Source organism: Xanthomonas sp. fls2-241-TYG-148 (genome assembly GCF_030208815.1).
Lineage (GTDB): Bacteria > Pseudomonadota > Gammaproteobacteria > Xanthomonadales > Xanthomonadaceae > Xanthomonas > Xanthomonas campestris.
The window spans coordinates 265333-280301 of the sequence record NZ_JARVTE010000018.1; the positions used below are offsets into that span (position 1 = coordinate 265333).

At 64.5% G+C, this 14969-nt stretch carries 13 protein-coding genes and 1 pseudogene; 8 read left to right on the forward strand and 6 right to left on the reverse strand.

All coding sequences use genetic code 11. The annotated features are described in order from the left end of the window. The first annotated feature begins 9 nt into the window (after nucleotides 1-9). From QRM60_RS17540 to QRM60_RS17570, 7 genes are all read left to right on the forward strand, one after another. Nucleotides 10-1053 (forward strand): DUF475 domain-containing protein, encoded by a 1044-nt coding sequence (locus tag QRM60_RS17540; protein ID WP_011039058.1) that lies wholly within the window; start codon nucleotides 10-12, stop codon nucleotides 1051-1053. A gap of 1287 nt (nucleotides 1054-2340) precedes the next feature. Next, nucleotides 2341-4824 (forward strand): ribonucleoside-diphosphate reductase subunit alpha, encoded by a 2484-nt coding sequence (locus QRM60_RS17545; RefSeq protein ID WP_011039057.1) that lies wholly within the window; start codon nucleotides 2341-2343, stop codon nucleotides 4822-4824. A 181-nt stretch (nucleotides 4825-5005) separates the two neighbouring features. After that, nucleotides 5006-6049: a ribonucleotide-diphosphate reductase subunit beta gene (locus tag QRM60_RS17550; RefSeq protein ID WP_011270067.1), complete on the forward strand. Its 1044-nt coding sequence runs from the start codon at nucleotides 5006-5008 to the stop codon at nucleotides 6047-6049. Nucleotides 6050-6231: 182 nt separating this feature from the next. After that, entirely contained in the window at nucleotides 6232-6717 is a 486-nt protein-coding gene (locus QRM60_RS17555; protein ID WP_011039055.1) for a flavodoxin, read from the forward strand. Next, entirely contained in the window at nucleotides 6689-7015 is a 327-nt protein-coding gene (locus QRM60_RS17560; protein ID WP_011039054.1) for a thioredoxin family protein, read from the forward strand. The genes QRM60_RS17555 and QRM60_RS17560 overlap by 29 nt, the downstream gene beginning before the upstream one ends. 426 nt (nucleotides 7016-7441) lie before the next feature. Further along, the gene (locus QRM60_RS17565) at nucleotides 7442-7843 is read left to right on the forward strand and encodes an acyl-CoA thioesterase (RefSeq protein ID WP_011039053.1); all 402 of its coding nucleotides are present in this window, start codon (nucleotides 7442-7444) and stop codon (nucleotides 7841-7843) included. 69 nt (nucleotides 7844-7912) lie between these two features. Next, the gene (locus tag QRM60_RS17570; protein ID WP_285446725.1) at nucleotides 7913-8614 is read left to right on the forward strand and encodes a hypothetical protein; all 702 of its coding nucleotides are present in this window, start codon (nucleotides 7913-7915) and stop codon (nucleotides 8612-8614) included. Nucleotides 8615-8806: 192 nt separating this feature from the next. Here QRM60_RS17570 and QRM60_RS17575 read toward each other — a convergent pair whose 3' ends face one another. The 5 genes and pseudogenes from QRM60_RS17575 to QRM60_RS17600 all read right to left on the reverse strand — a co-directional run bounded on the left by QRM60_RS17575 (nucleotide 8807) and on the right by QRM60_RS17600 (nucleotide 13015). Next, a complete protein-coding gene (locus QRM60_RS17575; RefSeq protein WP_014506181.1) occupies nucleotides 8807-9322 on the reverse strand; it encodes a hypothetical protein in 516 nt (171 codons plus the stop codon). Nucleotides 9323-9553: 231 nt separating this feature from the next. Then, complete coding sequence (panE, locus tag QRM60_RS17580; RefSeq protein WP_285446726.1) at nucleotides 9554-10450, reverse strand: 2-dehydropantoate 2-reductase; 897 nt, start codon at nucleotides 10448-10450, stop codon at nucleotides 9554-9556. Between the two features lie 115 nt (nucleotides 10451-10565). Then, a pseudogene (locus QRM60_RS21480) lies at nucleotides 10566-11208 on the reverse strand (DUF3800 domain-containing protein). Continuing rightward, entirely contained in the window at nucleotides 11208-12020 is an 813-nt protein-coding gene (locus tag QRM60_RS17595; RefSeq protein WP_170873844.1) for an ABC transporter permease, read from the reverse strand. Before QRM60_RS17595 ends, QRM60_RS21480 begins: the two are co-directional and overlap by 1 nt. Then, the gene (locus QRM60_RS17600; protein WP_285446727.1) at nucleotides 12017-13015 is read right to left on the reverse strand and encodes an ABC transporter ATP-binding protein; all 999 of its coding nucleotides are present in this window, start codon (nucleotides 13013-13015) and stop codon (nucleotides 12017-12019) included. The genes QRM60_RS17595 and QRM60_RS17600 overlap by 4 nt, the downstream gene beginning before the upstream one ends. Nucleotide 13016: 1 nt before the next feature. Here QRM60_RS17600 and QRM60_RS17605 point away from each other — a divergent pair, with 1 nt between their 5' ends. After that, entirely contained in the window at nucleotides 13017-13883 is an 867-nt protein-coding gene (locus QRM60_RS17605; protein WP_285446728.1) for a ferredoxin--NADP reductase, read from the forward strand. 74 nt (nucleotides 13884-13957) lie between these two features. On the opposite strand, the gene ftrA is transcribed toward QRM60_RS17605, so the two are convergent. Next, on the reverse strand, nucleotides 13958-14968 hold the full coding sequence (ftrA, locus tag QRM60_RS17610) for a transcriptional regulator FtrA (RefSeq protein ID WP_285446729.1): 1011 nt from the start codon (nucleotides 14966-14968) through the stop codon (nucleotides 13958-13960). Nucleotide 14969: the final 1 nt, after the last annotated feature.

Below are 14969 nucleotides of genomic sequence, written 5' to 3' on the forward strand. Positions count from 1 at the left end.
GGAGTGTCAATGTTTCGCGATTTCAGAATGTCGTTTTTGGTCACTGCGATCTGCCTGGGCCTGGCCGCCTGGTGGGGTCACACCTCGTCGATGGGCATCTGGCAGGCGTTATGGCTGTGCCTGGTGCTGAGCGTGCTGGAGGTGTCGCTGTCGTTCGACAACGCGGTGGTCAACGCCGGTGTGCTCAAGCACATGAACGAGTTCTGGCGGAAGCTGTTCCTCACCGTGGGCATCCTGATCGCTGTGTTCGGCATGCGCCTGGTGTTCCCGATCGTCATCGTGTCGGTGGCCACCGGCATGGGCCTGGTGCCGGTGATGCAGATGGCGCTGAAGGAGCCGGACCGCTACAGCCAGGTGCTGACCGACCACTACCCGTCCATCGCCGCCTTCGGTGGCATGTTCCTGCTGCTGGTGTTCCTGAACTTCCTGTTCGACCAGGACCGCAAGCTGCACTGGCTCGGGCCGGTGGAGCGGCTGGTCGGCAAGCTGGGCAAGGCCGATGCGATGTCGGTGATCGTGGCGGTGTCGGTGCTGCTGGGCACCAAGCTGTTCCTGCCCGATGCGGTGTTCCAGAGCGTGCTCTTCGCCGGGCTGGGCGGCATCCTGCTGTATCTGCTGGTGGGTAGCGTGGATGCCTTGTTCGAGGCCGAAGAGAGCGAAGACGGCAGCATGGGCCCGGCCAAGCGCTCGGGCATTGCCGCCTTCCTGTACCTGGAAGTGCTGGACGCCTCGTTCTCGTTCGACGGCGTGATCGGCGCCTTCGCCATCACCCGCGACGTGGTGATCATCATGCTGGGCCTGGCGATCGGCGCGATGTTCGTGCGCTCGATGACCGTCTACCTGGTGCACAAGGGCACGCTGGACGAGTTCGTGTTCCTGGAGCACGGCGCGCATTACGCCATTGGCGTGCTGGCGATCATCATGCTGGTGGGCACTGTCTACCACGTGCCGGAAGTGCTGACCGGCCTGATCGGCGTGGCGTTCATCGCCGCCTCGGTGTGGTCGTCGATCCGCTACCGCAAGCGCCACCACATCGGCCCGACCGAGATCTGATCCCGCCCACGGGCCGCGCTCTGCTTAAGAGCGGCTACGGAGCGTCTTCGTGGCTGTCGGATGGGTGCTGCTGACGGACCGGCGCCGCTCCTTCTGTGACTTGGCTGCAAGGCCCTTGCCCGCCCACCATCGCGGGACACGCTGCAAGTACGTCCTTGTAAGCTCTTACGCGGCATCCATGCCGCGTAAGGTCCCGCGACGGTGGGCGGGCAAGGACCAGTCGAGCTGGTCGGTGTGCGCGGTTTTCGATAAAGCAACCGACTAATTTCTGGTGCAGTGTCCTTGCTGTGCCCTCGACGCCGTGAGTTTGCTGCAAGGCCCTTGCCCGCCGCCCACCATCGCAGGACACGTCGCAAGTACGTTCTTGTAGGCGCTTACGCGGCATCCATGCCGCGTAAGGTCCCGCGGCGGTGGGCGGGCAAGGACCAGTCGAGAACGTAGGTGTGCATGGCTTTAATAAAAGAAGCGACCGACCAACCCTCTGGTGCGGTGTCCTCGCCGCTTGCGGGACCGTGTGGCGGCATGGATGCCGCCACCGAGCCCCCAGGGACGGGTTCACGGCGTGTCCCGCGAGCGGCGAGAGCACCGCGCCCTCGACCGCAACGCCCAGGAGAAGTCCGCTTCCCACCATGGATGCAGCAGCGGCTGCCGGGGCCAGAGCAGTCGCGCCAAGCCTGCGGTGACGCCTGACACAGCCACACCCAACTGTGACCAGCTTCAGCATCGGCCTGTGTCGCAGCTGACCTAACCGAACCCAACCAGTCGGCAAAAACGCCGCTCCAGGCCTTGACTGCGCACTCGGATTGGGCAGTTGGGCGCGCCGAAACGACCGTTCGTCAGACGACGCTTTGCGCCACAAGGGTTTGCGGGTTTTTCCCACATTATGTGTTGACCCCTCGGGAGCACCCCACTATCTTGGGGGAGTCGGTGGTTGGCCGCCCCAAGCGGCCGGACCTGAAAGAGCACAATCAGCGGGCATCCCGAGATTGATGAGCCTCCTCGCCGCAGCCGCAATCGGTTTCATTCAGTCACCCAGGGCAGTGCCGTGGAGCGAGCTGCGTGGGGCCGGTGCGTTGCGGTTGTTTCGCCACCGACCACCACGCGACAGCACACCGCGCGGTGGCGGCCGTGGAATCTCCGGTGAGGAGATGGCGGGTGAGGGCGATGTCGCCGCGGACCACAGGTCTTGCGTGCTGCGCGCCTTGCACCGCCATCGCTGTCCAGGGAATCCGGATCCGGCCGCACCCCGTCCCCAGGCGGGTCCGTGTGCCTACGCATGGAGGACGCATGACCACCAACGACACCCTTGCCGCGATCGCCGCCGGTACCCTTGCACCCACCAGCGCTCCCGCCAGTGTGACCGTGCCCAGCCCCGCACACCCGGAGTTGAGTGACCCGTCGGACGTCGTGCCGCCCCCCCGCCAAGCCATTGCAATGCACGCACAGACCATCGAAGAACAAACCGTCTCCACCTGGATCACCAAGGAAGCCGGTAACCGCAAGATCCCGTTCGAGCCGGCGCGCCTGGAGCGCGCCATCGACCAGATCCATGCCGAATTCCCGCAGCTGGACGTGGGCGACTACAAGCGCTCGGTGTTCGGCTTCGTCGAGCGCAAGGACAGTGTCAACGCCGACGACTTGGTCGACCACCTGATCCGCGAGGCCGAGGCCCGCGTCGATCTGACCACCCCGGAGTGGGAGCACTTCGCTGCGCGTCTGTACCTGCGCCGCCTGTACAAGCGCGCCAGCCGCAACCGCTTCTACGACGCCGGCCAGAAGTACGGCTCGTTCGTGGGCCTGCAGGAAAGCCTGGCCGACCGTAACGTCTATTCCAACGACATCCTCAAGAGTTATTCCAAGGAAGAGCTCATCGAGGCGGGCAAGATGATCGCGCCCGAGCGCGACACGCTGTTCGCCTACAACGGCCTGTACCTGCTGGCCACCCGTTACCTGGCCACCGACAACTCGCGCGGCGTGTTCGAGCTGCCGCAGGAGCGCTGGCTGACCATCGCCCTGTACCTGATGCAGGACGAGAAGCCGCGCGAGCGCCGCATGCAGCTGGTGGGCGAGGCCTACTGGGCGTTGTCCAACCTGTACATGACCGTGGCAACCCCGACGCTGGCCAATGCCGGCAAGGTCGGCGGGCAGCTGTCGAGCTGCTTCATCGACACCGTCGACGACAGCCTGCAGGGCATCTACGACTCCAACACCGACGTGGCGCGCGTGTCCAAGCACGGCGGCGGCGTCGGCGCGTACCTGGGCTATGTGCGTTCGTCCGGCTCGGCGATCCGCGGCGTGTCCAATTCCTCCGGCGGCGTGGTGCCGTGGATCAAGCAGCTCAACAACACCGCGGTGTCGGTGGATCAGCTGGGCCAGCGCAAGGGCGCCATCGCCGTCTACCTGGACATCTTCCACCGCGACATCGAATCGTTCCTGGATCTGCGCCTGAACAACGGCGACCAGCGTCTGCGCGCGCACGACGTGTTCACCTCGGTGTGCATCCCGGACCTGTTCATGGAAGCGGTCGAGCGCCGCGGCGACTGGTACCTGTTCGATCCGCATGAAGTCAAGCGCATCAAGGGCTGGTACCTGCAGGACTTCTACGACGAGAAAAAGGGCGACGCCAACAGCAGCTTCCGCAAGAAGTACGAGGAAGTGGTTGCCGACGAGCGCATCACCCGCAAGACCGTCAAGGCGATCGAGATCTTCAAGCGGATCATGGTCAGCCAGCTGGAAACCGGCAACCCGTTCATGTTCTACCGCGATGAAGTCAATCGCAAGAATCCGAACAAGCACGAGGGCATGGTCTATTCGTCCAACCTGTGCACCGAGATCCTGCAGAACATGAGCCCCACGCGGATGATGCAGGAAATCATCAGCGGCAATCAGATCGTCACCACCAAGAAGGCCGGCGACTTCGTCGTGTGCAACCTGTCCTCGATCAACCTGGGCCGCGCGATCACCGTGCAGGCCGACCAGGCCGATCTGCTGGGTGCCGACGTGCTGGAGCGGTTGATTCCGATCCAGGTGCGCATGCTCGACAACGTGATCGATCTGAACCAGTTGCCGGTGCCGCAGGCCACCATCACCAACCAGAAGTACCGCGCCATCGGCCTGGGTACGTTCGGCTGGCATCACCTGCTCGCGCAGAAGGCCATCCATTGGAATGCCAAGGAAGCCGAGGACTACAGCGACGAGTTGTACGAGCGCATCAACTACCTGACCGTCCAGGCGAGCATGGAGTTGGCCAAGGAAAAGGGCACCTACAGCGTGTTCCGCGGCAGCGATTGGCACACCGGCGAGTACTTCCGTGCGCGTGATTACAACAGCCCGCAGTGGCTGGAGCTGTCCGCGCAGGTGGCGGTCAACGGCGTGCGTAACGCCTGGATGCTGGCCGTGGCGCCGAACATGAGCACCGCGCAGATCGCCGGCTCCACCGCGTCGATCGACCCGATCTACAGCGCGTTCTACTACGAAGAAAAGAAGGACTTCCGTCGCCCGGTGGCCGCGCCCGGCCTGTCGCTGGACACCTGGCCGTACTACGAAAAGGGCGCCTACAAGGTCGACCAGTTCGCCAGCGTGCGCCAGAACGCGCGTCGCCAGCGCCACATCGACCAGTCGATCAGCTTCAACTTCTATGTGCCCAGCACCATCCGTGCGAGCACGTTGCTGGATCTGCACATGACCGCCTGGCGTGAAGGCTTGAAGACCACGTACTACGTGCGTTCCAACGATATCGACATCAGTGAATGTGAGTGGTGCAGTAGCTAAAGCGCATTCGCGCTTTCGCTTCCACAGTTCGCGTTGCGAACCGTGGACCCTGCTTCACCAGCTCCCACACCCCGCGCCTTCGGCGCGCCCCCTGACTCAGGGGGCTTTCCTCCAGAACGATTGCTGCCGCCGTCCCCGCGTCACACGCGGGTGACTGCCCGGAACACGAGTAGAGACCCACATGTCCGCAACACCGCTTGAGCGCATCAAGATCCTGGAGCCGCGTCACCCCAATCGCTCCACTGCCATCATCAATGGCTCCACGTCCGGCATCCTCAACTGGAACGACATTCCGTACCCGTCCTTTTATCGGGCGTACAAGGAGCTGTCGACCAACTTCTGGATCCCCGACGAGGTGGACATGAAGGGCGACGCGCGCCAGTACAACGAGCTTTCGGCGCGCGAGAAGAATGCCTATGACTCGATCATCGGCTTGCTGGCCACGCTGGATTCGCCGCAGACGCGCTTCATCTACAACGTCGCCGAATACATCACCGACCCGGCCGCGCATGCCAATGCCGCGATCATCGGCCAGCAGGAAGTGATCCATAACGAGAGCTACAGCTACGTGCTGGCCTCGATCACCGGTCTGGCCGACCAGAATCGCGTGTTCGAGATCGCGCGCACGCACCCGACCATCATCAAGCGCAATGCGCCGATCATGGGCGCCTACGACGACTTCATGCGCGACAAGACGGCTGAGACGCTGATCCGCGCGCTGATCCAGTCCTCGATCCTGGAAGGCATCAACTTCTATTCCGGCTTTGCGTACTTCTACAATCTGGTCCGTCAGAACCGCATGACCGGCACCGGCAAGATCATCAGCTTCATCAACCGCGACGAGCTGGCCCACTCCAAGTTCATCAGCGAATTGATCCGCGCCATCATCGGCGAGAACCAGGCGCTGCAGGGCGACCAGCTCACCGATTACGTGCACAAGGCCTTCGAGCACGCGATCGACCTGGAAACGGTGTGGACGGCCGAAGTGCTGGACGGCATCGACGGCATCGACGTCGACGAAATGATCCGCTACGTGAAATACCGCGCCAACAAGATGGCCGGCATGCTCGGTATCGAGAAGTTGTACGAAGGCGCCAATGACAACGTAATGCCGTGGATCAAGGCCTACGCCGACAACTTCACCGAAACCAAGACCGACTTCTTCGAAATGCGCAATGCCTCGTACAAGAAGACCAATTCGGATAACGGCTTCGACGATCTGTGAGGAGCCGGGATTCGGGATTGGGCATTCGAGGTGCGTTGAAAAGCCAAGGTTAGCCGTCGAGAGTTAGGATTCGTCACAGCAGCGTCGCCGCGCTGGAGCCAATCCCCGACCACCTGGCCTTCGACGCTGTACCCATCACTGCACTTGCTAATCCCCAATCCCGATTCCCGAATCCCCGCCCCATGAACATCCTGCTCGCATTGGCTTCGTTGAGCGGTAACACGCGTGATGTGGCGCGCAGTGTCGCGCTGCAGTGCGAGGCGGCGGGGCATGTGGTGACCTGGGTGGAAACCGATCTGCAGCGCCTGGCGCAGGTGCCGCATGCGCCGGGGCAGTACGATCTGTTTTTGCTCGGGAGCTGGACCGACAACGGCGGGCGCACGCCCACAGAGATGAAGCGCTTCATCGTCGAACTGGTCGAAACGCTGGGCAAGCCACCGCAGGTGGCGGTGTTCGGTACCGGCGAGACGCAGTGGGGCGAGGACTATTTCTGCGGAGCCGTGCATCGCATCGCACGTTTCTTCGACAGCCCGTTTCCTCGCCTGACCATCGAACAGATGCCCCACGGCGTGCGTGATGCGCACGCTATCGCCGCCTGGACCGACGAGGTTCTGGCCCAATGCAAGAACGATCCCCATGATGCAGACCATTACCGTCACGTCGCCTGAGCACTACACCGAAGTCCTCGCCGCGCATCCGCGCGCGCTGGTGGATTTCTACAAGGACAATTGCCCGGGCTGCAAGATGCTCGATATGTCGCTGGACAAGTTCTCCGCCAGCGACGCCGCCGCCGGCGTGGCCTTGTTGAAGGTCAAGCTGGAAGTGGTGGGCGAGGAATTCTTCCGCGATCTAGGTCTGCGCCAGACGCCGACCCTGGCGCTGTACCGCGACGGCAGCGAGGTGGCGCGCCTGCCCGGCTTCCAGTCGCCGGCGCAGGTGGAAACCGCGGTCAAGACCAGCCTCTGAGCGAGCTCTGGTGCGGTGCGTGCTTGTGCACGCAACGCGTAACTCGACGCTAGTGGGGAATTCGCGCTCGTAGGAGCGGACCCGGCCGCGACAGCCGCGACGGGTGCTCGTCCCGCGTACGCTCTTGCTGCATTCGCTGCATTCGCTGCACCTTTGCGCCGACACCCTGGCTTTGCATGTGGTGACACACAGCGTGTGTGGCTGTTCGTCCTCCCAGCCGCAGCTGCCAGCCGCAGCGCAGCCGTGACGAACCCCAGGCAGCACGAATGCCTCGCATTGCGTAGCGCCCTCGCCTGCACGTCGCGCGGATCAGGCTATCGTTGTACTTCGACACGCAAGGCATGTCGAACGCGTGCATGTCACACAGGCGCCGCGGCCGCATCGCCTGCGCGCGCCGTTTGTTCCACCTTCTTCCTGGATCCCACGATGTCCGACAGCCCGCAGACCCCTCCACCGATCGAAGCGCGCATGGCCGAGATCGTGTTCCCCAATCACACCAACCACATGGGCACGCTGTTCGGTGGCCAGGCGCTGGCGTGGATGGACAAGGCCGCGTTCCTGGCCGCCTCGCGCTATGCGCGCCGCACCGTGGTGACCGCACGCTCGGACCAGGTGGATTTCAAGTTGCCGATCCGCCAGGGGCAGATGGTGGAGACCATCGCGCGCGTGGTCTCGGTGGGGCGCAGTTCGATCAAGGTGGAAGTGGAGTTGATCGCCGAAGATCTGCTCAGCGGCGCACGCGAACTGTGCACCCGCGGCCACTTCGTGATGATCGCGCTCGGCGACGACGGCAAGCCGACCTCGGTGCCGGCGCTGCCGGCAGCCTAGCGCCGAACCACGCGCCGTTGGCGATGCAGCCAACGGCGCGCTGCAGTGTCTCCACAAGGATGTCGAGTGATGCAACACCGCCACCGCGTGCGCTGGGGAGCACCCTTGCTGGTGCTCACTTTGTTGAGTGCGTGCCGCTTGCCGCTGCCGGGCGAGAGTGACCAGACCGTCGTGCCGATGGACGCGGACCGTGTGCTGATCGGTCGCGTGCAAGGTGCGGGTGCCATCAGCCCGCTGCTGGGGCAGGAAGTCCGCATCGAAGGCATCGTGACCCGCAGCCTGGCCGGCGATGAGGACGATCTTGCGCAGGAAGTCATCGAGACGGTGGGCGAGGGCACGCGCAACAGGCCGATCGGTCGGTTCGTGCAGGACGAAGGCGATGGCGTGAACGCCACCTCCGACGCGCTGTTCGTGCTCGACCAGGGCTACGACACCGGCATCGGGATGCCCGGCGAGGGCGAGTTCACCCTGCGCTTGGGCACCCGTGTGCGCAGCGGCGACCGCGTGCAGGTCTGGGGCGTGGTGGCCGAGGTTGCGCAGGCCATTGCTGCCGACCAGCCCCGCAGCAGTGGCCAACCGGTGGGCCGTGGCGATGCGGCAGGCAGCATCACCACGCTCAAGGCGGGATCGATCAGATTGCTGTCGCCTCGCGAGCGCCGCCCACCGATCGTGCTGAGGCAGACGCCCCTGGCGCGCGGCGGCGATGAATCCAGCGAGGGAATGCGGCTGCGGATTCCAGCGAAGGCCACCGCTGCAGCTACGCGACCTTAAACACCAGCGGGGTGCGGTGATGCCTTGCGACCTTCTCGTGGGAGGCACCGAGAGCCCAGAGTGAACACCACGTCGCACGGTGTCGCAAGACATGTGCGGAACGCCGGCAAGCACCGCACTGACCCGCGGCCGATCTAAACGCATAGCAGCCGTGCCGATCTGGCGAATGCATCGTCGCGGTAATCGCCGTGCTTACTCCTGCACTTCGTTGTCTTCGCGCTTGGTTTCGGCCATCGCTTCGGGTTCCAGCTCTTCGGCGCTGCGATTGAGTTTGACGAACACGCCCCAGGCAATCAGCAGCAGGCCGGCACAGAAGCCCACCGAGGCGGCATACGGCAACTTGGCGGGGTCGTCGTGCATCAGCTCGAAGATCGACACCAGCGTTTCGATGGCCAGCGCGATCACGATCACCACGAAGAAGCGCGACAGGTAACGACGTACGCGCGTGGGGCCGCTCACTTTGACATCGCGCAGGATCTCTTCTTCGAAGATGGTCTGGCCCAGTTCCAGCGTCACCAAGGCCACGGTGAGCAGGCCGATGGCTTCCAGCACCACGTTGAAACGGTCGCGGACCACCATGTCGCCGCCCGGGGTGAAGCCATGCCACAACTCCAGCGCGGCCATGCCCACCAGCCCGCAGGCGCACAGCACGAAGAACGCCAAGATCACGAAGTGACCGGCACGGAACAGGTGGCTGAGCAGCTTCATGGCGGGCACGACGGGGATGGGACGCAGAGCATCGTGTGCACCGCGTCGTTGCGGCGCGAAGGCACCCGGACCGCCGAATCGTGCACGCGCTGCGCGCTGGCAGGGCGCGCGACGGGGCAGCCACATGGACAGGACGAGGCGCGCCGACTCCTTGCCCTACCTGGAGAAACTGCCCCAAAAGACCGATCGGGGGCCGGTCTACACGTGACTCAGCGCCCCACCTCCATCCACTCAGCTATGCCGCAGCACCTGATACGCCTGCAGATGCACGTTGGCCGCCATCAGCAGCGGCGCGTTGCGCCCGGTCTCGCGCACGCGCTTGAGCATGTCGCCGACGATCTGCGCCGCTTCCACATCCTGCCCGGCCTCCAGGTCGCGCAGCATCGAGGCCTTCAGCGGCGAGTCCACCTGCAGCAGCGTCTGCAGCGCCTTGGCGCGCGCGGGTTCGGGAACCGGCTGGCCGGCGGCATCGGCGGCCCACAGGCATTCGTTGTACAGGCCGTTGATCAAGGCGCGGCCGTCGTCGGTGGCCACAATCGCGCCCACCGGCGCACGCATCAGACAGGTCGCCGCCGCCAGCGCAGTGAGGAAGCTGTACTTGATCCACTGCTCCTGCGCGATCTGGGTGCTGGCCACATGGTCGATGCCGGCCTGCGCGCAGGCCGCGGCAAACGCCTGCACGCGTGCAGAGGCCGCCTCGCCGCTGCGCTCGCCAAACGTCAGCGAGGCCGGCTTGCCCAGGTGCAGGATCTCGCCATCGGCGCCCTTTGAGGCGCTGATGAAGCACAGCCCGCCAAGCACGCGGGCCGCACCGAAGCGTTCGTCCAGGGCGGCGTAATGGCGCAGCCCGTTGAGGATGGGCAGCACGGTGGTGTGCTCGCCGACCGCCGGCGCAATCGCCTCCAGCGCGCTGTCCAGGTCGTAGGCCTTGCAGCTGAGGATCACCAGATCGAACGGCTGCTGCGCCACCAGCGCGGGCAGCGCCTGCGCGGTGACCGTGGCCACCGGCAGATGCAGCTGCGCCGCACGGGCGTCACGCACCAGAAAGGTGACATCCACGCCAGCCTGCGCCAGCCGCCCGCCAAAGTAGCCGCCAGTGCCGCCGGCACCGAGGATCAGAATGCGCATAGGATCTCCGTTCAGTGTGATGTTTGGTACATGCCGGACACGGTGCTAAGCTTTCAGCCGGATCGGGGATTCTCGGTCGGCATCAGGCTCTGGCGGACTCGCCGGGGCCTTTTGTTTATGGGAAACACTTCAGGCCATAGCCCAGGTAACGACCTGCCGGATTCTTGTCGAGTTTCTGCTCAATCACCTGCCAGGCGCGATTTGGCTGCTCCGGTCGCAGCTGCCGCACGCCAATGGGGCGAGCGATCAGATCCGCAAGTTGTAGCCCGATCGCATTGCTCTTCTTGTCGCAGATCACCGGATCGAATGGCAGCTCCATGCCAGAGAAATTGTCTCCCCCACAGATCCGGCGAAACGCCAATTCCAGATCCTGGTCTTCGCTGCGCCCACGTGCCTCGCACAGCACGTGCGTGGTCAACGGCTCTCCCGCTTGCGCCACCTGTCCCTGCTTGCTGAGTTTGTAATACATCCGCTCAAGACAGAAGCGCATCGAGAAATGCCTGTTTCTTGTCGCGATCACGCAACACGGCGAACGGCCCGATATCCCTGCGGATCTCGCGCTCATGCAGCACGACGGCGTCATGGCCAAACGTCGCGAACTTGATCCGCTGGATCGCAGGCACAACGGTTGCCATGTAATCGCGCTTGCTGATCAGGCAGCACGACAGCACAAACAACGGGAAGGCAGGATCAATACTCGCCATCCCGTGATCGCCACTCTCATCGACAAAGACGATGTAGTCGCTGAATTGCGCCATCAGCTCCGCAGTCCAACACCACGCCGCAGCAGCCACAGCGCCAACGCGCTCAGCACTGCGACAAAGCCGAGCATCAGCGCGTAAGCCACCCAGATCGGCACGTCGGAGCTGCCGAGCAGGCCGTAGCGGAACGCGTTGACCATGTAGAAGATCGGGTTGGCGTGGGTGGCGGCTTCGGCCCAGCCGGGCAGCAACTTCACCGAATAGAACACGCCGCCCAGATAGGTCAGCGGGGTCAGGATGAAGGTGGGCACGATGGCCACGTCGTCGAACTTCTTGGCGTACACCGCGTTGACGAAGCCGGCCAGCGAGAAGATCGTCGCGCCCAGCAGCACCGTGGTCAGCGTCACCAGCGGGTGCGGGATGCGCACCGGGGTGAAGAACATGGCGATGATCAGCACCAGCGCGCCCACCATGACCCCGCGCAGCACCGCGCCGGCCACGTAGCCCCACAGGATCACCCAGTTGGGCATCGGGCTCACCAGCAGTTCTTCCACGTGGCGGCCGAACTTGGCGCCGAAGAAGCTCGAGGAAATGTTGCCGTAGCTGTTCTGGATCACGCTCATCATCACCAGGCCCGGCACGATGAACTGCATGTACGTGTAGCCGCCCATGTCGCCCACGCGCGAGCCGATCAGCCCGCCGAAGATCAAAAAGTACAGCGTCATGGTGATGGCCGGCGGCACCAGGGTCTGGCCCCAGATGCGCAGGATGCGCTGCACTTCGCGGCGCACGATGGTGCCCAGTGCAACCCAGTTGCGCTGGCGGGAGGTAGCGGGAACAGCAGACATCGAAGGCTCCGGGGAACTCATGGGTGGCCTGCCGGGCGCGCTGGCGCCGCTGCAGCAGGGGGCGTGGCAACGGTGGTCTCGCCAGGCCCGGTCAGACGGACGAACAATTCTTCCAGCCGGTTGCTCTTGGTGCGCATCGAGCGCACCCGGATGCCGGCATCGCCCAGAGTGGCGAACACGCGGTTGAGGTCCATCGCGCGCGGCATGTCCAGATCCAGCGTATGGCCGTCAATCGCGGTGAGCGTGGTGCCTTCGATCACCGGCAGCTGCGCTGGCAACTCACCATCGATATCGAACAGGAAGCCTTCCACATCGAGCTTGGCCAGCAGCTCGCGCATCGGGCCCTGGGTGACGATCTGGCCGTGGTTGATGATGGCCAGGTTGCGGCACAGGTGCTCGGCCTCTTCCAGGTAGTGGGTGGTCAGGATGATCGTGGTGCCGGCGGCATTGATCTCCTTGAGTACGCGCCACATGTCGCGGCGGATCTCGATATCCACACCGGCGGTGGGCTCGTCCAGGATCAGCAGCCGCGGCTGGGTCATCATGGCGCGGGCGATCATCAGGCGGCGCTTCATGCCGCCGGAGAGCGTGCGGCTCATCACCTGTGCCTTTTCCCACAGATGCGCGCGGCGCAGCTCGGCCTCCGCCAGGGCGGCAGCCTGCTCGCGCGGCATGCCGTAGAAACCGGCGTAGTTGACCAGGATGTCGAAGGGCTTTTCGAATAGGTTGAAGTTCACTTCCTGCGGGACCAGGCCGATCAGCCGCATCGCATCGCTGCGGTGGCGGACCAGATCGGTGCCGAACACCTCGACCTGGCCCTGCGAGAGGTTCACCAGCGAGCTGATGATGCCGATCAGGGTGGACTTGCCCGCCCCGTTGGGGCCGAGCAGGGCGAAAAAGTCGCCAGGCGCAACGTCCAGCGACACGCCCTTGAGCGCCTGGGTGCCGTTGTCGTAGGTCTTGCGCAGGTCGCACACGCGCAGGGCGGGTGCCGCGGTCGGAGATGGGGAATTCAAGATGGTCCTTCGCGTCAGCGTGACGGCGCAGCGAGTTGCAGCCGCTATTATAGAAGCCCGTGGGGGTTCGCCCCGATCACAGACTGTCCTAAATCCGTTCGTGCCCGTTCAATTCCCCCTCAAGCTTGTCGACAGGCGCATGCTCGCGCCCACCGTGGCCCACTGCCAGTTCCTGCGTGATGACGGGCAGCCGCTGGATTTCCAGCCCGGGCAGTTCATTCAGATCCATTTCCAGTACGCCGATGGCACCGATGCCAAGCGCAGCTATTCGCTGGCGACCATCCACGACCACGCGCTGGGACCGGGCGAGGCGGTGGAGATCGCGGTGAGTTTCGTGCCCGGCGGCTCGGCCACCGCGCTGTTCGAAGGCTTGGAGATTGGCGACCAGCTGCAGGCCAGCGGCCCCTACGGCAAGTTCTGTCTGCTGCCGGGCGACCACAACCGGCGCTACCTGCTAATCGCCACCGGCACCGGGGTGACGCCGTATCGCTCGATGCTGCCGCTGCTGGCCGAGGCAATCGCCAGCCGTGGGCTGGAGGTGGTGCTGCTGCAAGGCGCACGCACGCCCGCCGAGCTGCTGTACGGCGATGACTTCCGCGCGTTTGCCGATGCGCATCCGCAGTTCCGCTACGTGCCGTGCTTCTCGCGCGAATTGCCCGAACACCCGCATGCCGACGTACGGCATGGCTACGTGCAGCAACATCTGGCCGAGTTCTTACCGACGGCCGATGGCGACATCGCCTACCTGTGCGGCAACCCGGACATGGTGGACACCTGCGCGGTGGCGCTGCGCGAGGCAGGCCTGCCGAATGCACAGATCCGCCGCGAGAAGTACGTGAGCTCCTCACCGCCCAAGCCGGCGGCTTGAGCACACCGGTCAGGGGGCCGAGCGGTCTTGCTCGGCACCGCCGATGATGCGGGGTCCGCCTGCGCCCAGCGCATTCAAGGCTCGTCAACGGCATCGCGATGCCCGCCGAACACGCGCCGATACTGCGTCGGCGACAGCGCCAGCACGCGCCGGAAATGATGCCTGAGCGTCTCGGCCGAGCCGAAGCCGCAGCGTGTCGCAATCTGTTCGATGTCGGCTCCCGAGGTTTCCAGCATCTCGCGCGCACGGTTGAGACGTTCGTTGACCACCCATTTGCCCGGCGACATGCCGGTAGTGGCCTGAAACCGCCGTAGAAACGTCCTGCGGCTCATGCCCGCAGCGGCGGCCAGTGACTCCACGCAGTGGTTGGCGCTGATGTCCTGATTGATGCGATCGAGCAATGGTCCAAGCCGGCTACTTTCATGCAGCGGCGGCACCGGCCGATCGATGAACTGCGCTTGCCCGCCATCGCGATGGACCGGCATCACCAGGCGCTTGGCAACCTGATTGGCGACTGCCGGACCGAAGTCGGCGCGGACGATATGCAGGCACAGATCGATCCCGGCGGCGCTGCCGGCAGAGGTGAGGATGTCGCCCTCGTCCACATACAGCACGCCCGGCTCCACGGTGATCTGCGGGTAGCCGCTGGCCAGCATGTCAGCGTTACGCCAATGCGTGGTGGCCCTGCGCCCCTGCAACAGACCGGCCTGGGCCAGCACGAAGGCGCCGGCGCAGATCGAGACGATCCGGGTCTTGCGTTTATGCGCACGTTGCAGCGCCTTGATCAGTGCGTCCGGTGCCGACGCACTGGTATCTCTCCAGCTGGGAATGACGATGGTGTGGGCAGCATCGAGGAGATCGAGCCCGCCATCCACCTCGATGCGAAGTCCGCCCATCGCACGCAGCGGGCCAGGTTCGGCCGCGGCAATGGCAAACCGATACCAGCCCGGGCCCACTTCCGGCCGCGGCAAACCGAAGATTTCAGTGGCGATACCGAATTCGAACAGGCCGAGTTGGTCATACGCGACCACCACCACCAACGGCGGCAACGTCCCGCGACGCAGGCGTTTCTTTGAAGTTGGCATG